This window comes from Pseudomonas cistanchae, assembly GCF_054483635.1.
Genome location: NZ_JBTLWN010000008.1, coordinates 1 through 19,916, shown reverse-complemented (window position 1 = coordinate 19,916; position 19,916 = coordinate 1). Strand labels below are relative to the sequence as shown.

Here is a 19,916-nt window from a genome sequence, read left to right as displayed (position 1 = left end):
AGTGTGGCCGGACTTCAATCCCGCCAAAGAGAGCACCGTGGTGGTTACCTGCACGCGCTGGTCCGCAAGAACCGGTATGAAAATCATCAAGGCCCTGGCCCGTTGGCGCTGGCGCCTCTGACCTGATCTTGGCCGCTCAGTCGGCGCGTTTGCACACGACCGTATACCCCTCAAGCCACGAGGCTGATCATGACCCGCGAAGAATTCCTGCGTTTAGCCGCTGCCGGCTATAACCGCATTCCTGTTGCCTGTGAAACCCTGGTGGATTTCGATACACCCCTGTCCATCTATCTGAAGCTGGCCGACCAGGCCAACACCTACCTGCTGGAGTCTGTCCAAGGCGGCGAGAAGTGGGGGCGCTATTCGATCATTGGTTTGCAAGCACGTACCGTGCTGCGCGCTTATGGTCACGAGGTCAGCGTCAGCGTGGAGGGTCGCGAAGTAGAGCGCCACCACTGCACAGACCCGCTGGCCTTCGTCGAGCAGTTCAAGGATCGCTACAAGGTGCCGACGCTTGCAGGCCTGCCCCGTTTCAATGGTGGTCTGGTGGGCTACTTCGGTTACGACAGCGTGCGTTATGTCGAGCCCAAGCTCGCGGCTGGCGTCAATCCCGACCCGCTGGGCACGCCGGATGTGCTGTTGATGGTGTCTGATGCCGTGGTGGTGTTCGATAACCTCGCCGGCAAGATGCACGCGATCGTCCTCGCCGATCCGGACGAGGAGGGCGCCCTCGAACAAGGGCAGGCGCGGCTGCAGGAGATTCTGCACAAGCTGCGTCAGCCGATTACCCCGCGCCTTGGCGTAGATCTGGCCGCGCCGGCGGGTGCCGAGCCGGATTTCATTTCCAGCTTTAAACGCGATGACTACGAAAATGCGGTCAAGGCGATCAAGGAGTACATCCTCGCCGGCGACTGTATGCAGGTAGTAATCTCCCAGCGCATGTCGATCCCTTTCAAGGCCGCGCCTATCGACCTGTATCGGGCGCTGCGTTGCATTAACCCGACGCCCTACATGTACTTTTTCAACTTCGGCGACTTCCACGTGGTCGGCAGCTCGCCCGAAGTGCTGGTGCGTCTGGAGGACGGTCTGGTTACGGTTCGCCCGATTGCCGGCACCCGCCCGCGCGGCGCCAATGAGGAGGCTGACCAGGCTCTGGAAGAGGATCTGTTGTCGGACGCCAAGGAAGTCGCCGAGCATCTGATGCTGATCGACCTGGGGCGCAATGATGTCGGTCGGGTTGCCAGCACCGGCAGCGTCAAGCTGACCGAGAAGATGGTGATCGAGCGCTATTCCAACGTCATGCACATCGTGTCCAACGTCACCGGTCAGCTGAAAGACGGGCTGACCGCGATGGACGCACTGCGCGCCATTTTGCCGGCCGGCACCCTGTCCGGTGCGCCGAAGATTCGTGCGATGGAAATAATCGATGAGCTGGAGCCGGTCAAGCGCGGCGTCTATGGCGGCGCCGTCGGCTACCTGGCCTGGAACGGCAACATGGATACGGCGATCGCCATTCGCACTGCGGTGATCAAGGACGGCGAGTTGCACGTCCAGGCCGGCGCGGGGATCGTCGCCGACTCGGTGCCGGCGCTGGAGTGGGAGGAGACGCTGAACAAACGCCGGGCGATGTTCCGCGCCGTGGCGCTGGCCGAACAAACCGCCTCCGAACAAGCCACCCCTGCCCAGACCGACCGTTGAGGAGTTCCGCCATGCTGCTGATGATCGATAACTACGACTCCTTTACCTACAACGTGGTGCAGTACCTGGGTGAACTCGGCGCTGACGTGAAAGTGATCCGCAACGACGAGCTGAGCGTCGCCGAGATCGAGGCGCTGCAGCCCGAGCGCATCGTGGTCTCGCCGGGACCCTGCACGCCGACCGAGGCCGGGGTATCGCTGGCCGTGATTACGCATTTTGCCGGCAAGCTGCCGATTCTCGGCGTCTGTCTGGGGCATCAGAGCATCGGTCAGGCCTTCGGTGGCGATGTGGTGCGTGCCCGCCAGGTGATGCACGGCAAGACGAGCCCGGTTTTTCACAAAGACCTGGGTGCCTTTGCCGGTTTGAACAATCCGCTGACCGTAACCCGCTACCATTCCCTGGTGGTCAAGCGCGAAACGTTGCCGGACTGTCTGGAAGTCACCGCCTGGACTCAGTTGGAAGACGGCTCGGTCGACGAGATCATGGGGCTGCGCCACAAGACCCTACATATCGAAGGCGTGCAGTTTCACCCGGAGTCCATTCTGACTGAGCAGGGCCACGAGCTCTTTGCCAATTTCCTCAAGCAACAAGGAGGCGTGCGCGGATGAATATCAAGGAAGCCCTGAATCGGGTGGTTAATCAGCTCGATCTGTCCACCGCGGAAATGCAGGACGTGATGCGCGACATCATGACCGGCCAATGCACCGACGCGCAGATCGGCGCGTTTCTCATGGGTCTGCGCATGAAGAGCGAGACCATCGACGAGATCGTCGGCGCCGCGCAGATCATGCGCGAGCTGGCCGCCCCGGTGCGAATCAACGCCGAACGGCTGGTCGATACTTGCGGCACCGGCGGCGATGGCATGAACATCTTCAACGTCTCCACGGCCGCGGCGTTCGTCGTCGCGGCGGCAGGCGGCAAGGTGGCCAAGCATGGCAACCGCGCCGTGTCCGGCAAAAGCGGCAGCGCCGACCTGCTCGAGGCGGCCGGGGTGTATCTCAACCTCACCCCCGAGCAGGTAGCGCGCTGCGTCGAAAGCGTTGGCGTGGGTTTCATGTTCGCGCCTGCGCACCATGGCGCGATGAAGCATGCGATCGGCCCACGCCGCGAATTGGGCCTGCGCACGATCTTCAACATGCTCGGCCCGATGACCAATCCGGCTGGCGTCGAGCACCAGGTGATCGGTGTGTTCAGCCAGGCGTTGTGCCGGCCACTGGCCGAGGTGCTGCAGCGTCTGGGTAGCAAACATGTGCTGGTGGTGCATGCGCAGGACGGTCTCGACGAGATCAGCCTGGCGGCACCGACCTTTGTCGCTGAATTGAAGGACGGGCTGGTTAGCGAATACCGGATCCAGCCGGAAGATTTCGAGATAAAGAGCCAGAGTTTGATTGGCCTGACGGTGGACACACCGCTGCAGTCGCTGGAGCTGATCCGCGATGCGCTGGGCAAGCGCCGCACCGAGAACGGCCAGAAAGCGGCCGAGATGATCGTGCTCAACGCTGGCGCCGCGCTCTATGCCGCCGACCATGCCACGAGCCTCAAGCAAGGTATCGACCTTGCTCATGATGCGTTACATACCGGTCTGGCCTGGGAAAAGCTGGACGAGCTGGTGTCCTTTACCGCCGTGTTCAAGCAGGAGAGTGAAGGATGAGCATTCCCACCGTTCTGGAAAAAATCCTCGCGCGTAAGGTTGAAGAAGTCGCCGCACGCCGCGCCGTTGTCGCTCTGGATGAAGTCGAGCGGCTCGCTCGCGCGGCGGATGCGCCCCGCGGTTTCGCCCAGGCGCTGTTGCGCCAGGCTGGGCTCAAACAGCCGGCAGTGATCGCGGAAATCAAGAAGGCCTCGCCGAGCAAGGGCGTATTGCGCGAGCATTTCGTGCCCGCCGAGATCGCCCGCAGTTACCAGGCGGGCGGGGCCACCTGTTTGTCGGTGCTGACCGATGTGGACTTTTTCCAAGGCGCTGATAGCTATCTGCAGGAAGCACGCGCCGCCTGCTCGCTGCCGGTGATCCGCAAGGATTTCATGATCGATCCCTATCAGATCATCGAAGCGCGCGCGCTCGGGGCGGATTGCATTCTGCTGATCGTCTCCGCGCTGGATGACGGGCTGATGGCCGAGTTGGCTGCTACGGCGAAAGCCTTTGACCTGGACGTGCTGGTGGAAGTGCACGACGGCGCCGAGCTGGAGCGCGCCTTGAAAACCTTGGATACGCCGCTGCTGGGCATCAACAATCGCAACCTGCACAGTTTCGACGTCAGCCTGGAAACCACCCTCGATCTGCTACCGCGCATTCCACGCGATCGTTTGGTCGTGACCGAAAGCGGCATTCTCAACCGCGCCGACGTCGAGTTGATGGAGATCAGCCAGGTTTACGCGTTTCTAGTCGGCGAAGCCTTTATGCGCGCCGAAAACCCGGGCGTGGAACTGGAGCGGCTGTTTTTCCCGGGGCGTAAGCGGGTTGTTCTGCAACCGGATGTCGACTGAAAAAGCGGGCATAAAAAACCGACGCAAGCGTCGGTTTTTTTATGCGTGGCCTTCAGCGGGTGCCGAACACCACCATGGTTTTGCCTTTGACGTTGACCAGGCCCTGTTCTTCTAGAGCCTTGAGAACCCGGCCGACCATTTCCCGCGAGCAGCCGACGATGCGGCCGATTTCCTGGCGGGTGATCTTGATCTGCATGCCATCCGGGTGAGTCATCGCATCCGGCTGTTTACACAGGTCTAACAGCGTGCGCGCGACCCGGCCGGTGACATCGAGAAAAGCCAGGTCGCCGACCTTGCGCGTGGTGTTGCGCAGGCGCTCGGCCATCTGGCTGCCAAGGGCGAAAAGGATGTCCGGATCCTGCAGGGTCAGCTCGCGAAACTTGGTGTAGCTGAGCTCGGCCACTTCACATTCCGTCTTGGCTCTGACCCAGGCACTGCGTTCTTTTTCGCTGCCATCCTTCTCAAACAGGCCCATCTCGCCGAAGAAGTCGCCGGCATTGAGGTAGGCGATGATCATCTCGCGCCCATCATCATCCTCGATCAGGATAGTGACCGAGCCTTTGACGATGAAGAACAGGGTTTCGCAGCGATCACCTGCGTAAATGATCGTGCTCTTGGCGGTGTAGCGACGTCGGTGACAATGCGCGAGTAATTTGTCGAGATTTTTTATCTTTGGTGTGAGGGTGATTGCAACCATGCCCGAATCCCGAATTTATAAGAGTAAGCCGTTGTCTGGTCGGCATTTTTTAATTTTTTATCCAAACAAGTGTGCCAGTAAACAGACGTCAGCTTAACAAACACTCCGCAGAAGGCCGCATTTTTGCGACGCGGCTAACATCTAGCCGGGGAACTCCGCCCTATCCGTGCCTTGCTGGGCTGCCAAAAGTGCTGTGCTAAGCTGCGCTCCTTTTTAACAGCGGAGCCTGAGTAATGAAAGCGCGCGTTCAATGGGCCGGCGAAGCCCTGTTCATCGGTGAGTCCGGTAGCGGCCATGCGGTGGTGATGGATGGGCCGCCAGAGAGCGGCGGCCGCAACCTGGGCGTGCGCCCGATGGAAATGCTGTTGATCGGTTTAGGCGGCTGCAGCAATTTTGATGTGGTCAGCATCCTCAAGAAATCCCGACAGGCGGTTGAGAGCTGCGAGGCTTTTCTCGAGGCCGAACGTGCCGACGAAGACCCGAAAGTGTTCACCAAGATCCACCTGCATTTCGTGGTCAAGGGTCGGGGTCTTAAAGAAGCGCAGGTCAAGCGCGCCGTCGAACTCTCCGCCGAGAAGTATTGCTCCGCCTCGATCATGCTTGGTCGCGCGGGCGTTGAAATCAGCCATGACTACGAAATCGTCGAGCTCGGCTGAAACAGCGGCTCGGCGCTGACACCCTTTTATCATCTAGCCGCTGCAAACTCTGGCAGCGGGCTGTCTTCCTCTGCATAATGCGCGCCTTTTTCAGGGGCGCATGGCGCCTCGAACCACACAACCAAAATCGCCATCGCGAAGAGGTGTTAACCGTCCTACGCAGCTGTGTCGTTCGCAGTTGACGGGCATGCTCGACCACGCGGCCACGCCGCTTATATAAAGAGAGTTCCCTACGGTGAAAAGCAAACTCAAGCTCCACGGGTTCAATAACCTGACCAAGACCTTGAGCTTCAACATCTACGACATCTGCTACGCGGAAACGCCGGAAGACCAGCAGGCCTATGTGCAGTACATCAATACCGAGTACGACGCCGAACGCCTGACGCAGATACTGACCGATGTTGTCGACATTATCGGTGCCAATATCCTCAACATCGCTCGCCAGGATTACGATCCGCAGGGCGCCAGCGTGACCATCCTGATTTCCGAACAGCCGGTGGAGCCGACGGAAAGCCAGATCGAGGAGTCGCCCGGTCCGTTGCCCGAGACCATCCTCGCGCACCTGGATAAAAGCCATATCACCGTGCATACCTACCCGGAAATCCACCCGGTGGAAGGCATCGCGACCTTTCGCGTGGACATCGACGTCTCGACCTGCGGTGTGATCTCGCCGCTGAAGGCGTTGAACTACCTGATCCACCAGTTCGATTCGGACATCGTCACCGTCGATTACCGTGTGCGTGGCTTCACCCGCGACGTTGAAGGCAAGAAGCACTTCATCGACCATGAGATCAACTCGATCCAGAACTACCTCTCCGATGACACCCAGGCGGCGTACCAGATGACCGACGTCAACGTGTATCAGGAGAATCTGTTTCACACCAAGATGCTGCTCAAGGATTTCGAACTGGATAACTACCTGTTCGGCGACGCCACCCGCAGCCTGACCACGGAGCAGCGCGAGCAGGTCGAAGCCCGTGTGCGCCATGAAATGCTGGAGATTTTCTACGCGCGCAATATGCCGCGCTGATTCAGACGTTGCGTCTGGAGGTAGAAATAGAAAGGGCGCCATTGGCGCCCTTTTTTGTGGTCATCGATTCAGATGCGGTAGCTGCTTTTGGTCATCACTTTCGAGATGAGCGTCATGCCGAACTTCACCGGTGCCGGAAAGCGCACGCCACCAGCCTCTATCGCGCTGGTCGCATGATGCGCTTCGTCTGCACGCATCTGCTGAAGAATCGCCCGCGATTTCTCATCGGCCAGGGGAATCTGCTCCAGGTGCTCGTCGAGGTGCTTGACCACTTGGTCTTCGGTGGCAGCAACAAAACCCAGGCTGACCTTGTCGCTGATCAGTCCCGCCACCGCGCCAACTCCGAATGACAGGCCATAGAACAACGGGTTGAGCACGCTGGTCTGGCTGCCAAGCTGCCGAATGCGCTGCTCGCACCAGGCCAGGTGGTCGACTTCCTCATCGGCCGCGTGTTCCATGGCGGCGCGCACCTGCGGCAATTTAGCGGTCAGGGCCTGGCCCTGATAAAGCGCCTGGGCGCAGACCTCGCCGGTGTGGTTGATGCGCATCAGGCCGGCGATATGCTGGGCTTGCTGTTCATCCAGGTCCGCTTCCGGCTGCACGATGGCCGGCGAGGGGCGACTCGGCTGGCCGCTGAACGGCAGCAGCGTGCGCAATGCAGCATCGGCTTGCAGCAGCAGGCGATCAACGGGTGAGTAGTGACGTTGGCTGGCCATCAGGCACCTCCGGCGGAAACGACGGTTTGCAGTTTACTTCAATCGCCGCGCCGAGGCCGACGCGCGATTGTCGCAGGGCTTGACGCCTGTTGTTGCACAGCGATCAACTGCGCTGCGATCAACCCGGCGGCCAGCTCATCTGGCGCTGACCCAGTACATGCATATGGATGTGATAGACCGTCTGTCCACCTTGTTCGTTACAATTCATCACCACGCGGAAGCCCTCGTCGCAGCCTTGTTCTTTTGCCAGGCGCTGGGCCGTGAAGAGAATGTGCCCGGCAACCGCCTTGTCCCCTTCGGTCAGGTGGTTGAGGGTGCTGATGTGCTTTTTCGGAATCACCAGGAAATGCACGGGCGCTTGCGGGCTGATGTCGTGAAAAGCGATGACCTGATCATCTTCGTAGAGCTTGCGCGCAGGGATTTCCCCGGCGACGATCTTGCAGAACAGACAGTCCATGGACAGTCTCCCGGCCTGTTGAAAGAGGCCCGAGTTTAACGGTGACGAGCTAGCCAGGCCAGTGAACAAGGAGCGTGTGTGAAAAACGATATTCATGATTTGGGGCTGGTGCTCGATTCGAAGACCAAGCTGATCCTGATCGAGTCCTGGGATGAGCCGCGGGTGCTGGAAACCCTGACCGGGTTGGCGGTGAAGCGTGGGCTGGGCCTGCACATCTGGTCCATTACCGAGGGGTTGCAGCGCCTGGGGTTTGCCGGTGGTGCCGTTGGCGAGCAGACCGGCCAGGAGCCTGAAGCCGCGTTGAAGCTGATCAAGGCCGATCCGCAGGCCAATCTGTACGTGATGTGCGACCTGCATCCCTTCCTAAGCGATAACCCGAAGCTGGTGCGACTGCTCAAGGAAGTGGCGATGCGCGAGGCGCCCCAGGCTCCGACGCTGGTGCTGGTGTCCCATGCCTGCAAACTGCCGGCCGAGGTGCAGCGGTTCGCCGCTCGTTTCAGCCTGGCGCTGCCCACCGAGGAAGAGCTGCTGGCGATGGTGCGCGAAGAGGCGCTGCGCTGGAGCGAGCGCAACCGAGGCGCTCGGGTGCGCACCGATAACCGCACCCTGCAGCAGGTGGTGAAGAACCTGCGCGGCATGAGCCATGCCGAGGCACGCACCCTGGCACGCAACGTGATCTGCGACGATGGTGCGATCACCCAAGAGGATCTGCCGGAGCTGAACAAGACCAAGTTCCAGCTGCTCGACCTCGATGGCGTGCTGAGCTTCGAATACGACACGGCGCGTTTTGCCGACGTTGGCGGGCTGAACAACCTCAAGCGCTGGCTGGCCGAGCGGCAGGGCATCTTTCTCGACGGCAAGGCGGTGGATCTGCCCAAAGGCATGCTGCTGGTGGGCGTGCAGGGCGGCGGCAAGAGCATGGCGGCCAAGGCCGTCGCCGGGTTGTGGGGTTTGCCATTGCTGCGCCTAGATTTCGCCTGCCTGTACAACAAGTTCTTCGGCGAAACCGAACGCAATCTGCGCGATGCCTTGAAACTGGCCGAGCAGATGGCGCCTTGCGTGCTGTGGATGGACGAAATCGAGAAGGGCCTGGCCAGCGGCGACCACGATGGTGGCGTCAGTCAGCGCGTGCTTGGCACCTTGTTGACCTGGATGGCCGAACGCAAGGCGCCGGTATTCATGGTTGCGACCGCCAACGTGATCGAGCGACTGCCACCGGAATTGGTGCGTAAGGGGCGGTTTGACGAGTTGTTTTTTGTCGACCTGCCGGACCCGGGCGTGCGTGCCGAGATCTTTCGCATCCATCTCAGCCGCCGCGAGCTGGACCCCGCAGGTTTCGATTTGAATGGGTTGGCCGCGGCCTGCGATGGCTTTTCGGGTGCGGAAATTGAGCAGGTGGTGGTCAGCGCGCTGTATGCGGCGCAGGCGCAGCAGCAGACGGTGGATCAGGCTCTGCTGCTGAAAAGCATCAGCGCTACGGCGCCGCTTTCGGTGGTCATGGCCGAAGATCTGCACGCCCTGCGTAGCTGGGCCAGTGGCCGGACGGTGAGCGCCAACTGATGTGGGCCTGGCTCAGCTGGCGGCGCCGACACGCCGGTTGAGCCTGGCGACCACACGCCGCACCAGCCAGCGTGGCATAAACCGCGGCGCAATGGTCAGCAAGCGATTGCGCCAGCCGGGAATGATCAGCGCGCGATTCTTCTCCAGCGCCCTGACGGTGATCAGGGCTACTTCTTCGGCGCTCATCAGTGAGGGGCCTAAACGGCGTGTATCCAACCCGGCGTTGCGAAAAAACGCACTGTGCGTCGGCCCCGGGCAGAGCACCGAGACCTTGACACCATAGGCCTTGAGTTCTTCGCGCAGGCCTTCGGAAAGATGCAGAACGTACGCCTTGCTCGCGTAATAGTTGCTCATCCAGGGCCCCGGCTGAAACGCCGCGACCGAGGCAACATTGAGGATCTGCCCGCTGCCCTGGCCAGCCATGACGGTGCCGATTGCGTGGCAAAGCCGGGCCAGCGCGAGAATATTCAGCTCGATCAGGTGTCGCTCCTTGCCCCAGTCCTGGGCGACCAGCGCGCCTGAGCTGCCGCCCCCTGCGTTGTTGACCAGCAAGTCGATGGGCAATGCACTCTGTTCCAGCTCATGCAGCAGCCCGGTCAGCTGTTGCGGCTGGCTCAGGTCGCAGACCCGAAACAGCACCTGCACGGAGAACCGTTGCGTGAGCTCACAGGCAATGCTTTCCAGGGCGTCACGCTGGCGCGCCACCAGAATCAGGTTGCGCCCACGGCGTGCCAGGGCTTCAGCCAGGGCCAGGCCGATTCCGCTGGAGGCACCGGTGATCAGGGCATAACGAAGCATTTTGCGAGTCTCCGTGCCGAGGTCGTCTTGGACCTCGGCAGGCTTGGGTCAGAGCCCGGCGCGGCTGAGGTATTGCTGGTAGGCAGGCAGCGCAATGGCTGCGACGATACCGAGCACCGGAACCAACAGCCAGAGCGCAGCCATGATCTTCACGGCCGTGCTATTGGGCGGGGACGGTGGGCCGAAGCGGTTGGCGGCGGGCGTGCCGGGTACCACCAACATCAACAGCGCCAGTACGCTGCCAACCAGTGGAATGAAGTTCAGCAGAAACAGCCAGCCGGACCAGCCGATGTCATGCAGACGCTGCACGCCGATCTGGACGGCCACCACCATCATGGCAATCACCACGACGCCGACCAGCAGGCCGCCGAGAACTTCCGAGATGGCAAACCCCGCCGCTGCGATCGCAAAGACCGGGATACACGCCAGCATCAAACCCAGCGACCACGCCAGGTAGCGCAAGCGGCCGACACGGCCTTCGGTGGTGAATACCTTCAACGCGCCGAACTCGGGCAAGGTTTCGCCAACCTTGGCCTGTGGTGGTGCATAGGGCGACGCTGCGATCCCTGGCGCCATCGACGGGGCGGGTTCCGCGGCGACTGTAGTTGCGGCCAGCGTTGCTTGGCGGGCGATGTATTTCTCGATCACGACGCCGCAGCCCGAGCAGTCGATAGCTGCGGGCTGTTGCATGCCGCACTTGGGGCAGACCATGGTCTGGCTGGAAGCCGCCGTATCATCGGCGCTCAGCGCAGGGCGGTGATCGTCGGTCTCCACCAGGCTCAGGCTGGCCGCCAGATCGGGCTCCTTGCGCGCGTTGGCTCCCGCCTTCTGCAGCGCGATGAGGTACTGATCCGCTTCGTTTTCCGGAAGGTCGCGCTTGATGGCGATGGGCGTGCCGCTGAACAGGCTGTTGATGCGTGCGGCGTCGCTTTTGAACAGGCGGGCAAGGTTGTCTTTGGCTGTTTCGAGCGTCATATCGGGCATCAACTGACCGTCGAAGACAATCTTGTAACGGGCTTGAGTCATGCAAGCATCCTTGTCAGCGTGAGCGTGGTGGAGGTGACCCAGCCTAACGGGCCGCAGACCGCTAAACAAGCGGACTCGAGCAGATTGTCGACGCCGGCTGTGATGCGCCCAACAATCATCTATGCGTGGCTCTGCGACGCGCTTCGGTATGCCAGCGCCATCCTGTCCCCGGAGCCGGCCGGCGCGACTTATCGGGGCCAGCGTTGTTGCAGCATTTGCGTTTGCGTCAGGGCTGCACGGTATTCACGATCCAGCCGGGCGATCAGTTCGGCGACCGTTGGCAGGTCAGCGATGGCTCCAGCCCCTTGGCCTGCCGACCAGACGGTCTTCCAGGCTTTGGCCTCGTCGCTGATCGGCTTCAGCTTCTCGCCGTAATTGACTTCGCCCTTGTTCTGCAGCTGTTTGAGGTCATAGCCCGCCTGCTCCAGGCTCTGGCGCATAAAACTCGCCGGTACGCCGGACACGGCAGGGGTGTGAATGATATCGGCGGCTTTGGCCTCGATGATCATCTGTTTGTAAGCCGGTGAGGCGTTATTTTCCTGGGTGGCGATGAAGCGGGTACCGAGGTAGGCCAGATCGGCGCCGAGCAGTTGAGCGGCGAGGATTTCATGGCCATGGTTGAGGCAGCCGGCCAGCAGCAGGGTCTTGTCGAAGAACTGGCGGATTTCGGCGATCAGCGCGAACGGACTCCAGGCTCCCGCATGGCCGCCCGCGCCCGCAGCCACCGCGATCAACCCATCGACCCCGGCCTGCGCAGCCTTCTCCGCATGCCGCCGGGTGGTCACGTCGTGGAACACCAGACCACCATAGCTGTGCACGGCGTCGACTACTTCCTTGGCTGCGCCGAGGCTGGTGATGACAATGGGCACGCGATGTTCGACACAGATGGCCAGGTCGGCCTGCAACCGGGGGTTGCTGCCGTGCACGATCAGGTTGACGGCGTAAGGGGCCGAGTTGTCCTGCAAGCCGGCTGTGATTTCCTCCAGCCAAGCCTTGAAGCCACTGCTTTCGCGCTGGTTGAGGGCCGGAAAGCTGCCGACGATACCGCTGTTGCAGCAGGCCAGCACGAGTTGCGGGTTGGACACCAGAAACATCGGCGCTGCAACTACCGGCAGGCGCAGGCGCTGTTCGAGCAGGGCGGGAAGGCTCATGGGAACTCCTTGGCGGTTCAGAAGGGTTTGACGACAACCAGGATCACGATTGCCAGCAGTGCGAATACCGGCGCCTCGTTGAACCAGCGGTAAAACACGTGGCTGCGCTGGTTCTCATCGCGCGCGAAGCGCTTGAGCTGTGCTCCGCAGCCGTGGTGGTAGCCGATCAGGGCTATTACCAGGGCCAGCTTGGCGTGCATCCAGCCTTGGCTGAAGTAATAGCTCGGGTTGAGGCTGAGCAGTGCGATCCCGAACACCAGGGTCGCGAGCATCGACGGCAGCATGATGCCGCGGTACAGCTTGCGCTCCATCACGCAGAAACGTTCGCGGCTGATGCTGTCGTTGCTCATGGCGTGGTAGACGAACAGCCGGGGCAAATAGAACAGGCCGGCAAACCAGCAAACCATGGCGATGATGTGCAGGGCTTTGAGCCACAGATAGAGCATCGGTCGATTCTCCGAGCGGGAAAGTGCTCCGATAGTAGTGATCGCGGCCCAATACGTCATCTGCACGGTTGGCCGTTGGCGGCTGCGGCCTTATCATCGACCGCTTTCCAGTGGTTTCTGCAAGGGGCATCGTGATGATCAAGGTTGGCATCGTCGGCGGCACGGGTTACACCGGGGTCGAGTTGTTGCGGCTGTTGGCGCAGCATCCGCAAGCGCGGGTAGTGGTCATCACCTCCCGCTCCGAGGCGGGTATGCGCGTCGACGAGATGTATCCCAACCTACGCGGCCACTATCCGGATCTGGCGTTCAGCGTGCCTGACGTCGCTACGCTGGGCGCTTGCGACGTGGTGTTTTTCGCCACACCTCATGGAGTTGCCCATGCTTTGGCGGGTGAACTGCTGGCAGCCGGGACCAAGGTGATCGACCTGTCAGCCGATTTTCGCCTGCAAGACGCTGACGAGTGGGCCAAATGGTATGGCCAGCCCCACGGCGCGCCGGACCTGCTCCCTGAAGCGGTGTATGGCTTGCCTGAGGTCAATCGCGAGGCCATCAAGCAGGCGCGTCTTATCGCGGTGCCGGGTTGCTATCCCACTGCCGCACAGCTCGCGCTGATTCCGCTGCTGGAAGCCGGACTGGCCGATACCACGCAAGTGATCGCCGACTGCAAGTCCGGGGTCAGCGGTGCCGGGCGCGGTGCCAGCGTGGGGTCGCTGTTCAGTGAGGCCGGGGAAAGCATGAAAGCCTACGGCGTGAAGGGCCATCGGCACCTGCCAGAAATTCGCCAGGGCTTGCGCCGCGCGGCTGGCAAGGACGTCGGGCTGACCTTTGTGCCGCACCTCACGCCGATGATCCGTGGCATCCACGCCACCCTTTACGCAACGGTACCGGACAAGTCGGTTGACCTGCAGGCGTTGTTCGAGAAACGTTATACCAACGAGCCCTTCGTTGATGTGATGCCAGCCGGCAGCCACCCGGAAACCCGCAGCGTGCGCGGTGCCAACGTCTGTCGGATTGCCGTGCACCGGCCGCAGGGCGGAGACCTGGTTGTGGTGCTTTCGGTGATCGACAACTTGGTCAAAGGCGCTTCGGGTCAGGCAGTGCAGAATATGAATATCCTTTTCGGTCTCGATGAGCGCCTCGGTTTGTCTCACGCAGCCATGCTGCCCTGATGGCAGGCTGGGAGGTCCGGCTTAGCGAGCCGCGCCCTAGCGGGTGGTCGCGGCTCGTGGTGCCGCTGTTGCTTGTGGCGATACCGGCAGCCTTTTATGCCGGCAGCAGTTGGCAGATGCATCGCAGCCAAGCCGCGGTTTTGCAGGCGCAACCGGCGCAGGCGCGCGTGGTGGAGTTGGAGCGCGAGCTGGATCAAGCCCGCCAGCGGCTCGCGGTGGTTGGCAGCGGTGAGAAAGTTGCCCAACAAGCCAATGAGCAAAGCCGTCTCACCATCAAGTTACTTGAAGAGCAAATCTACAAGCAGCAGCAGGACCTGGCTTTTTATAAAGGCGTGCTGGCGCCGGGGAGCCGCCGCGATGGGCTGCGGATCCGCACCTTTGAGTTGCAGGCCACGGACAGGCCGCGGCATTTTCGCTACAAGTTGCTGCTCAGCCGAGTGGGCAAGGATGACCAACCGCTCGAAGGGCAGCTGACGGTTACCGTCGAAGGCCGCCAGGGTGACAAGGATGTCAGCCTGCCGCTGGCGGAGCTGACGCGGGGTATGCCTGATCAGTTGGCCGAGCCTGTGGTGCCGTTTTCGTTCAAGCACTTCCAGGCGCTCCCGGAAGCCGGGCGCTTTGCCGAGCTGCAGCTGCCTGCGGGTTTCGAACCCAGCCAAGTCAAAGTGCGCGCCGAGGTCAAAGGCGAAAAGCCGCTGGAGCGCACGTTCAAATGGATTAATGAAGAGTGATCTTTTCCCATGTGGAATAAAGACAAGAGCAAGACCGATCTTCAACGTTTCAGCGGCAAGACCAGCCTGATCGCTGCTGGCGCCGAGCTGAGCGGCAATCTGCGATTTCAGGGCGCCGTCCAGGTGGACGGGCGGGTCAGCGGCAATCTGTTGACCACCGACGGCATGGTGCGCGTCAGTGTTCAGGGGCAGGTTGAAGGCGAGATCCGTGCACCCCATATCGTGGTGGATGGCGAGGTCATCGGCGACGTGTATGCGGGCGAGCATCTGGAACTGGGCAGTCGGGCTCGGGTGCGGGGTAATCTGTATTACGCGCTGATGGAAATGGCCATGGGCGCCCAGATCGAAGGGCGGTTGTGCCATCTCAAGGATGAGCAGCGACCGTTGGAGCTACCGAATCAACATGAGCCCGCAGAATAGTTGACCGCTTTTGTAGGGTAAGCGGATAATGCAGGGCCTCAACGCAGTATGGCGCCTCGCGCCGGGAGATAGTCAGCATGAGCGTCGAAACCTTCACCCCCACAGCGTTGCAATTCACGCAGGGCGCGGCGAGCAAGGTGAAGAGCCTGGTCGATGAAGAAGGAAATCCGCGTCTGAAGTTACGGGTATTCGTAACAGGCGGCGGTTGTTCGGGATTCCAGTACGGCTTCACGTTTGATGAAGAAGTGGCCGAAGATGACACCATCGTTGAGCGTGAGGGTGTCAGCCTGGTTGTCGATCCGATGAGTTTTCAATACCTGGCAGGGGCGGAAGTCGACTATCAGGAAGGTCTGGAGGGCTCGCGTTTCGTCATCAAGAACCCCAATGCCACAACAACCTGCGGTTGCGGTTCGTCCTTTTCGATCTAGCCGATCTTTGTAGTCACGCGCCGCGCTTATTGCGCGGCGTTTTCGTTTCAGAGGCTGTAACGTCAGGCGGGGTAAATCGCGCCGAGAACTCTCAGGCCTCGCGCCCCGGTTACACTTGGGCGATTAGCCGGCAGGCCCTCCAGACAGCAATGAGCCAGCCAAGCGAACGCCATGGCTTCGACCCAGTCTGCAGGCACGCCGTAGGCTTGCGTGCTGGTTACTTTGCAATTGGGCAGCAGCGCAGCAAGACGGCCCATCAAGGCACCATTACGCGCACCGCCGCCGCAAACCAGCAGTTCTGCGGTTCCTGCTTGCGCCGTCGTCAATGCATCTACCACGCTGCAGGCGGTCAGCTCGAGCAACGTCGCCTGTACGTCTGCGGCGGCAATGGTCGGAAATTGGCGCAGCTGTCGGTCTAGCCAGGCTAGGTTGAACAACTCCCGCCCCGTGCTCTTCGGCCCCTGGGTGCTGAAAAAAGGATCGTTAAGGAAGACTTTTAACAATAATGGCTGCACGTGGCCGCTGGCAGCCCAGGCCCCGTCGCGGTCGTAAGCTTCACCGCGATGTCGATGAACCCATGCGTCGAGCAGCACATTACCCGGTCCGCAGTCGAATCCCTGAACCGGCTTGCTGGCCTCAAGCAGGGTCAGATTGCTGAATCCGCCCAGATTCAACACGGCGCGCGGCCCCTTTGCGGTAGCGAACAGGCTTTCGTGAAAGGCAGGTACGAGCGGGGCGCCTTGGCCGCCTGCAGCGAGATCGCGGCGACGAAAATCACCGACAACACAAATACCGGTCAGCTCGGCAAGTAGCGCCGGGTTGCCGATCTGAACAGTGAAGCCTTGGCTCGGTTCATGGCGAATAGTTTGGCCATGGCTACCTATGGCGCGAATATCGGAAGGTGTGAGGCTGTTCTGCTGCAACAGCAGTGCGATGCCTTGAGCGGCCAGTCGAACCCATTGCTGTTCGGCAATCGCCGCCCGAGCGATTTCATCAGGGCCTGTTGCGCACAATGCCAGCATGTCAGCCCGTAATAGGGCAGGCATGGGCATGTAATGAGTTGCCAGAAGGGAGGTTCGGTTGGTCTGCTCGATCAGCGCGATGTCCAGACCGTCCAGACTGGTTCCAGACATCACACCGAGGTAGTACGGCATCGGTCAGCGCTTGTTGAGGGCAAGCAGCGTGGATTTCTCTTGATCCATACGAGCCATGAGCGGCTTGCTGAGTTGCAGGAAGCGAGCTTTTTCGCTGTGCGCGATAGGGTCGGCCATCGGCAGCTTTTGGCTCAGCGGGTCGACATGCGTACCGTTGACCTGGAATTCATAATGCAGATGGGGCCCGGTCGAAAGGCCTGTAGTGCCGATGTAGCCGATGATTTGGCCCTGTTTCACATGACTGCCCGTCCGAACCCCCTTCGCGAAACCCTGCATGTGTGCATAGAGAGTGCGATAACGACTTCCGTGCTGCAGCACCACGGTATTACCGTAGCCACCTTTGCGACCGGCAAGAGCAACCTTGCCATCGCCAGCAGCCTTGATCGGAGTGCCATGCGGAGCCGCATAGTCGACTCCTTTGTGTGCACGAATCTTGTTCAGAATCGGATGGCGGCGACCGTTGGAGAAGCGCGAGCTGATTCGAGCGAAATCCACCGGAGTACGAATGAAGGCCTTGCGCATGCTGGTGCCGTCTTCGCCGTAATAGCTGGTGTTGCCCTGCTTGTCGGTGTAACGCACTGCGGTAAAGGTTTTGCCGCGGTTGGTGAAACGTGCTGAAAGGATGTTGCCAGTGCCAACTTGCTTGCCGTTGACCACTTTTTCCTCGTAGACCATTTCGAACTCGTCGCCGTCGCGAATATCCATGGCGAAGTCGATGTCGTAGCCGAACACGTTCGCCAAGTCCATGGTGAGCCCATGGGAAAGGCCTGCGCGCTTGGCTGACAGGAATAAGGAGCTGTTGATTACACCGTGCGCGTAGGTCGTTCGCACATCGGGTTTGACCAGTTCGCGCTTGAAGGAAAAGCCTTCGTCATTCTTTGCCAGGCTGATGCTTTCAAGGTCGCTTAGCTTGGTGTTTAGGCTCTCCAACTTGCCCTCTGGGCTTAGCTGGAATTCGAGGGTTTGGCCTACTTTTAGACGGCTTAGCTGTTTTGCTTCTTTGCTGCTGCTCAGTACAGCGTGCAAGGTGGTTGCCGACAGCCCCACTTTATTAAACACGGTAGACAAGGTGTCGCCGTTGGCGACTGTAATGACGCGCCGTCCAAGGTCGACAGGCTGGTCGGCAATTACGGGTTGATTAACGGCTTCTGCCGGTGGCTGAGGCGCGCTGGACTGGGTCGAGGCGTCTTCAATCTGGGCGAACGGAGATGCGGTGGGAGCTTGGTGGGGTTGTTCCGTTTGCTCCAGGGGTTCGCTGCGATTATCGAGTTCAAGATTTAGGTAGGTTTTTTGAGCTTCAACTTCACGAGAGGGGAAAACCAGAAGGGCCAAGCTAAGCATCGCTGCGACACCGCTTGCAGCTAGGATATGGCTCTTGGGATAGAGAGGAGGCGCTTTAGTTGTAGAGGTCATAGGCCACTTTGACTTTGAAGATGGAAAGAAAATGATGAATATGCAGTAACTGTATAAAATATAACCAAATGCCTGGCTAGGCAAGCCTTCAGACTGAATCGTCTTTATGGTGGTGACGGCGAGGGCGAAACTTGTGCTTTGTCTGCGATCTTGTATGGTTGGTTCCCTTTTCGGTTTGAGTGGTCGTGAGTCCTGTCATGAAGTCGGTTGAAGAGCAATTAGCGCTGATCAAGCGCGGTGCGGAAGAAGTTCTGGTTGAAGCGGAGCTGGTCGAGAAGCTCAAGCGCGGTCAGCCATTGCGTATCAAGGCAGGTTTTGATCCGACTGCGCCGGATCTGCACCTCGGGCACACCGTGCTTATTAATAAGCTGCGTCAGTTCCAGGAGTTGGGGCATCAGGTAATTTTCCTGATCGGCGACTTCACGGGAATGATTGGTGACCCCAGCGGCAAGAGCGCCACGCGCCCGCCGCTGACCCGCGAGCAGGTACTGGAGAACGCGGAGACTTATAAAACCCAGGTGTTCAAGATTCTCGATCCGGCGAAAACCGAGGTCGCCTTCAACTCCACCTGGATGGATAAGATGGGGCCGGCTGATTTCATTCGTCTGACCTCGCAGTACACCGTGGCGCGGATGTTGGAGCGCGATGACTTCAGTAAACGGTATTCGACCAATCAGTCTATCGCCATTCACGAGTTTCTCTACCCTCTGGTTCAGGGTTATGACTCGGTTGCCTTGCAGGCGGATGTCGAGCTGGGCGGCACCGATCAGAAGTTCAACCTGCTGATGGGGCGCGAGTTGCAGCGTTCCTATGGCCAGTCCTCGCAGTGCGTCGTCACCATGCCGTTGCTTGAAGGTCTGGATGGCGTGAAGAAGATGTCGAAGTCGCTGGGCAACTACATTGGTATCCAGGAAGCGCCGGGTGTCATGTACAACAAGCTGGTATCCATGCCGGATGCACTGATGTGGCGCTACTTCGAGCTGCTCAGCTTCCGTTCGATGGATGAGATTGATCGGTTTAAGCGGGATGTCGAGCAGGGTGCCAATCCACGTGACATCAAGATCAAGCTGGCAGAAGAGATTGTTGCCCGCTTCCATGGCGAAGAGGCGGCGCTCAATGCCCATCGCTCGGCGGGTAATCGTATGAAGGAAGGCGAGCTGCCCGAGGATCTGCCAGAGATCGAGGTTCTGTCGGCTGAGGATATGCCGATTGCCGCGCTGCTTAATAAAGCAGGCCTGGTAAAGAACGCCGCGATGGCGCGTGATCTGCTGGGCTCTGGCAGTGTACGCGTGGATGGCGAGGTGGTGGATCGCGCTTTCATATATAAGGTGGGTGCTGTGCACGTCTGCCAGGCCGGCAAGAAGGCGTTCGCGCGTATCACGCTTAAGGCCGAGTAGTTGGTTACACGCTTGTGTGGCGGTTGCGACAAAGCCGTTGAAGCGTCAGCTTCAACGGCTTTGTTGTTTCTGCAGGCGGCGCGCAGCAGTTGTGTGGTTGCGGCGCTCGATTTCGTGAGGATTGAAACAAAAGCATAACAATCGGTTGACCTTCGTTTGGTAGTCCCTATAATGCGCAGCTCTTCAGGCGTATGCGGCTCCTTAAACTTCTTATAAAACAAGAGGTTAGATTTAAAAGAGGGGTTGCAAAGCAGCGAAAGTTGCGTAGAATGCGCCGGGCTAACAGGGTGGTGGTTTGATCCTGTTAGTGCTTCGGTCGAGGTGATCGGAAGCGGTGAAAGAGGCGGTTGACAGTGGTTTGAAACGCTGTAGAATTCGCCTCCCGCTGACGAGGAGCTGAGAAGTGATCGAAGGCGCAAGCGGTTGAGTAGAAAGGTTTTCTTCGGAAAAGAACTTCGAAAAACAGCTTGACGGAAGATGAGGCT

21 protein-coding genes are annotated in these 19,916 nt (G+C 60.1%); 12 read left to right on the top strand and 9 right to left on the bottom strand.

Annotation, left to right across the window (positions count from 1 at the left end; translation table 11 throughout):
- The first annotated feature begins 189 nt into the window (after positions 1-189).
- The 4 genes from trpE to trpC are packed head-to-tail and all read left to right on the top strand — an operon-like array spanning position 190 to position 4,182.
- A complete protein-coding gene (trpE, locus tag ACX0MV_RS19955; protein WP_458984251.1) occupies positions 190-1,698 on the top strand; it encodes an anthranilate synthase component I in 1,509 nt (502 codons plus the stop codon).
- Between the two features lie 11 nt (positions 1,699-1,709).
- Positions 1,710-2,306, top strand: coding sequence for an aminodeoxychorismate/anthranilate synthase component II (locus tag ACX0MV_RS19950; RefSeq protein WP_458984250.1), 597 nt, complete (start codon positions 1,710-1,712; stop codon positions 2,304-2,306).
- Positions 2,303-3,349 (top strand): anthranilate phosphoribosyltransferase, encoded by a 1,047-nt coding sequence (gene trpD, locus ACX0MV_RS19945; RefSeq protein ID WP_458984249.1) that lies wholly within the window; start codon positions 2,303-2,305, stop codon positions 3,347-3,349. The genes ACX0MV_RS19950 and trpD overlap by 4 nt, the downstream gene beginning before the upstream one ends.
- Positions 3,346-4,182 (top strand): indole-3-glycerol phosphate synthase TrpC, encoded by an 837-nt coding sequence (trpC, locus tag ACX0MV_RS19940; RefSeq protein ID WP_458984248.1) that lies wholly within the window; start codon positions 3,346-3,348, stop codon positions 4,180-4,182. Before trpD ends, trpC begins: the two co-directional genes overlap by 4 nt.
- 52 nt (positions 4,183-4,234) lie before the next feature.
- On the opposite strand, the gene crp is transcribed toward trpC, so the two are convergent.
- Positions 4,235-4,879: a cAMP-activated global transcriptional regulator CRP gene (gene crp, locus ACX0MV_RS19935; protein ID WP_458984247.1), complete on the bottom strand. Its 645-nt coding sequence runs from the start codon at positions 4,877-4,879 to the stop codon at positions 4,235-4,237.
- 233 nt (positions 4,880-5,112) lie between these two features.
- Between crp and ACX0MV_RS19930 the strand changes: the two genes are divergently transcribed.
- Entirely contained in the window at positions 5,113-5,535 is a 423-nt protein-coding gene (locus ACX0MV_RS19930) for an OsmC family protein (protein WP_458984246.1), read from the top strand.
- 235 nt (positions 5,536-5,770) lie between these two features.
- Entirely contained in the window at positions 5,771-6,565 is a 795-nt protein-coding gene (speD, locus tag ACX0MV_RS19925) for an adenosylmethionine decarboxylase (RefSeq protein ID WP_458984245.1), read from the top strand.
- Positions 6,566-6,633: 68 nt separating this feature from the next.
- On the opposite strand, the gene coq7 is transcribed toward speD, so the two are convergent.
- On the bottom strand, positions 6,634-7,281 hold the full coding sequence (gene coq7 / locus ACX0MV_RS19920; protein ID WP_458984244.1) for a 2-polyprenyl-3-methyl-6-methoxy-1,4-benzoquinone monooxygenase: 648 nt from the start codon (positions 7,279-7,281) through the stop codon (positions 6,634-6,636).
- A gap of 118 nt (positions 7,282-7,399) precedes the next feature.
- Positions 7,400-7,738, bottom strand: coding sequence for a histidine triad nucleotide-binding protein (locus tag ACX0MV_RS19915; RefSeq protein ID WP_458984243.1), 339 nt, complete (start codon positions 7,736-7,738; stop codon positions 7,400-7,402).
- 78 nt (positions 7,739-7,816) lie between these two features.
- On the opposite strand from ACX0MV_RS19915, the gene ACX0MV_RS19910 reads away from it, so the two are divergent.
- The gene (locus ACX0MV_RS19910; protein WP_458984242.1) at positions 7,817-9,298 is read left to right on the top strand and encodes an AAA family ATPase; all 1,482 of its coding nucleotides are present in this window, start codon (positions 7,817-7,819) and stop codon (positions 9,296-9,298) included.
- A gap of 12 nt (positions 9,299-9,310) precedes the next feature.
- On the opposite strand, the gene ACX0MV_RS19905 is transcribed toward ACX0MV_RS19910, so the two are convergent.
- From ACX0MV_RS19905 to hemJ, 4 genes are all read right to left on the bottom strand, one after another.
- The gene (locus ACX0MV_RS19905) at positions 9,311-10,096 is read right to left on the bottom strand and encodes an SDR family NAD(P)-dependent oxidoreductase (protein ID WP_458984241.1); all 786 of its coding nucleotides are present in this window, start codon (positions 10,094-10,096) and stop codon (positions 9,311-9,313) included.
- 48 nt (positions 10,097-10,144) lie between these two features.
- A complete protein-coding gene (locus ACX0MV_RS19900) occupies positions 10,145-11,122 on the bottom strand; it encodes a DUF805 domain-containing protein (RefSeq protein ID WP_458984240.1) in 978 nt (325 codons plus the stop codon).
- Between the two features lie 188 nt (positions 11,123-11,310).
- Positions 11,311-12,273 carry an NAD(P)H-dependent flavin oxidoreductase gene (locus ACX0MV_RS19895; protein WP_458984239.1) on the bottom strand — a complete coding sequence of 321 codons (963 nt, stop codon included), beginning with the start codon at positions 12,271-12,273 and terminating at the stop codon, positions 11,311-11,313.
- 17 nt (positions 12,274-12,290) lie between these two features.
- Entirely contained in the window at positions 12,291-12,719 is a 429-nt protein-coding gene (gene hemJ / locus ACX0MV_RS19890; protein ID WP_458984238.1) for a protoporphyrinogen oxidase HemJ, read from the bottom strand.
- Between the two features lie 134 nt (positions 12,720-12,853).
- Between hemJ and argC the strand changes: the two genes are divergently transcribed.
- The 4 genes from argC (at position 12,854) to erpA (ending at position 15,467) form a co-directional block, all read left to right on the top strand.
- Positions 12,854-13,888, top strand: a complete 1,035-nt coding sequence (gene argC / locus ACX0MV_RS19885; protein WP_458984237.1) for an N-acetyl-gamma-glutamyl-phosphate reductase — start codon at positions 12,854-12,856, stop codon at positions 13,886-13,888.
- A gap of 116 nt (positions 13,889-14,004) precedes the next feature.
- A complete protein-coding gene (locus ACX0MV_RS19880) occupies positions 14,005-14,619 on the top strand; it encodes a DUF6776 family protein (RefSeq protein ID WP_458984236.1) in 615 nt (204 codons plus the stop codon).
- A gap of 9 nt (positions 14,620-14,628) precedes the next feature.
- Positions 14,629-15,039: a bactofilin family protein gene (locus ACX0MV_RS19875; protein ID WP_458984235.1), complete on the top strand. Its 411-nt coding sequence runs from the start codon at positions 14,629-14,631 to the stop codon at positions 15,037-15,039.
- 77 nt (positions 15,040-15,116) lie between these two features.
- Positions 15,117-15,467 carry an iron-sulfur cluster insertion protein ErpA gene (gene erpA, locus ACX0MV_RS19870; RefSeq protein ID WP_458984234.1) on the top strand — a complete coding sequence of 117 codons (351 nt, stop codon included), beginning with the start codon at positions 15,117-15,119 and terminating at the stop codon, positions 15,465-15,467.
- A gap of 62 nt (positions 15,468-15,529) precedes the next feature.
- Here the strand turns inward: erpA and ACX0MV_RS19865 are convergent, their stop codons facing one another.
- Both ACX0MV_RS19865 and ACX0MV_RS19860 read right to left on the bottom strand, forming a co-directional pair.
- Complete coding sequence (locus tag ACX0MV_RS19865; RefSeq protein WP_458984233.1) at positions 15,530-16,621, bottom strand: anhydro-N-acetylmuramic acid kinase; 1,092 nt, start codon at positions 16,619-16,621, stop codon at positions 15,530-15,532.
- Positions 16,622-16,624: 3 nt separating this feature from the next.
- The gene (locus ACX0MV_RS19860; RefSeq protein WP_458984232.1) at positions 16,625-18,034 is read right to left on the bottom strand and encodes a peptidoglycan DD-metalloendopeptidase family protein; all 1,410 of its coding nucleotides are present in this window, start codon (positions 18,032-18,034) and stop codon (positions 16,625-16,627) included.
- A 197-nt stretch (positions 18,035-18,231) separates the two neighbouring features.
- Here ACX0MV_RS19860 and tyrS point away from each other — a divergent pair, with 197 nt between their 5' ends.
- On the top strand, positions 18,232-19,431 hold the full coding sequence (gene tyrS / locus ACX0MV_RS19855; protein ID WP_458984231.1) for a tyrosine--tRNA ligase: 1,200 nt from the start codon (positions 18,232-18,234) through the stop codon (positions 19,429-19,431).
- Positions 19,432-19,916: the final 485 nt, after the last annotated feature.

Excerpts from the sequence above, each read along its gene's own strand:
- hemJ (WP_458984238.1), bottom strand. The coding sequence starts at position 12,719 with ATGCTCTATCTGTGGCTCAAAGCCCTGCACATCATCGCCATGGTTTGC.
- ACX0MV_RS19900 (WP_458984240.1), bottom strand. The coding sequence starts at position 11,122 with ATGACTCAAGCCCGTTACAAGATTGTCTTCGACGGTCAGTTGATGCCC.
- argC (WP_458984237.1), top strand. The coding sequence starts at position 12,854 with ATGATCAAGGTTGGCATCGTCGGCGGCACGGGTTACACCGGGGTCGAG.
- ACX0MV_RS19880 (WP_458984236.1), top strand. The coding sequence starts at position 14,005 with ATGCATCGCAGCCAAGCCGCGGTTTTGCAGGCGCAACCGGCGCAGGCG.
- coq7 (WP_458984244.1), bottom strand. The coding sequence starts at position 7,281 with ATGGCCAGCCAACGTCACTACTCACCCGTTGATCGCCTGCTGCTGCAA.
- tyrS (WP_458984231.1), top strand. The coding sequence starts at position 18,232 with ATGAAGTCGGTTGAAGAGCAATTAGCGCTGATCAAGCGCGGTGCGGAA.
- ACX0MV_RS19950 (WP_458984250.1), top strand. The coding sequence starts at position 1,710 with ATGCTGCTGATGATCGATAACTACGACTCCTTTACCTACAACGTGGTG.
- trpC (WP_458984248.1), top strand. The coding sequence starts at position 3,346 with ATGAGCATTCCCACCGTTCTGGAAAAAATCCTCGCGCGTAAGGTTGAA.
- crp (WP_458984247.1), bottom strand. The coding sequence starts at position 4,879 with ATGGTTGCAATCACCCTCACACCAAAGATAAAAAATCTCGACAAATTA.
- trpD (WP_458984249.1), top strand. The coding sequence starts at position 2,303 with ATGAATATCAAGGAAGCCCTGAATCGGGTGGTTAATCAGCTCGATCTG.
- ACX0MV_RS19875 (WP_458984235.1), top strand. The coding sequence starts at position 14,629 with ATGTGGAATAAAGACAAGAGCAAGACCGATCTTCAACGTTTCAGCGGC.
- ACX0MV_RS19905 (WP_458984241.1), bottom strand. The coding sequence starts at position 10,096 with ATGCTTCGTTATGCCCTGATCACCGGTGCCTCCAGCGGAATCGGCCTG.
- ACX0MV_RS19865 (WP_458984233.1), bottom strand. The coding sequence starts at position 16,621 with ATGCCGTACTACCTCGGTGTGATGTCTGGAACCAGTCTGGACGGTCTG.
- erpA (WP_458984234.1), top strand. The coding sequence starts at position 15,117 with ATGAGCGTCGAAACCTTCACCCCCACAGCGTTGCAATTCACGCAGGGC.
- ACX0MV_RS19895 (WP_458984239.1), bottom strand. The coding sequence starts at position 12,273 with ATGAGCCTTCCCGCCCTGCTCGAACAGCGCCTGCGCCTGCCGGTAGTT.
- ACX0MV_RS19915 (WP_458984243.1), bottom strand. The coding sequence starts at position 7,738 with ATGGACTGTCTGTTCTGCAAGATCGTCGCCGGGGAAATCCCTGCGCGC.
- ACX0MV_RS19860 (WP_458984232.1), bottom strand. The coding sequence starts at position 18,034 with ATGACCTCTACAACTAAAGCGCCTCCTCTCTATCCCAAGAGCCATATC.
- ACX0MV_RS19930 (WP_458984246.1), top strand. The coding sequence starts at position 5,113 with ATGAAAGCGCGCGTTCAATGGGCCGGCGAAGCCCTGTTCATCGGTGAG.
- trpE (WP_458984251.1), top strand. The coding sequence starts at position 190 with ATGACCCGCGAAGAATTCCTGCGTTTAGCCGCTGCCGGCTATAACCGC.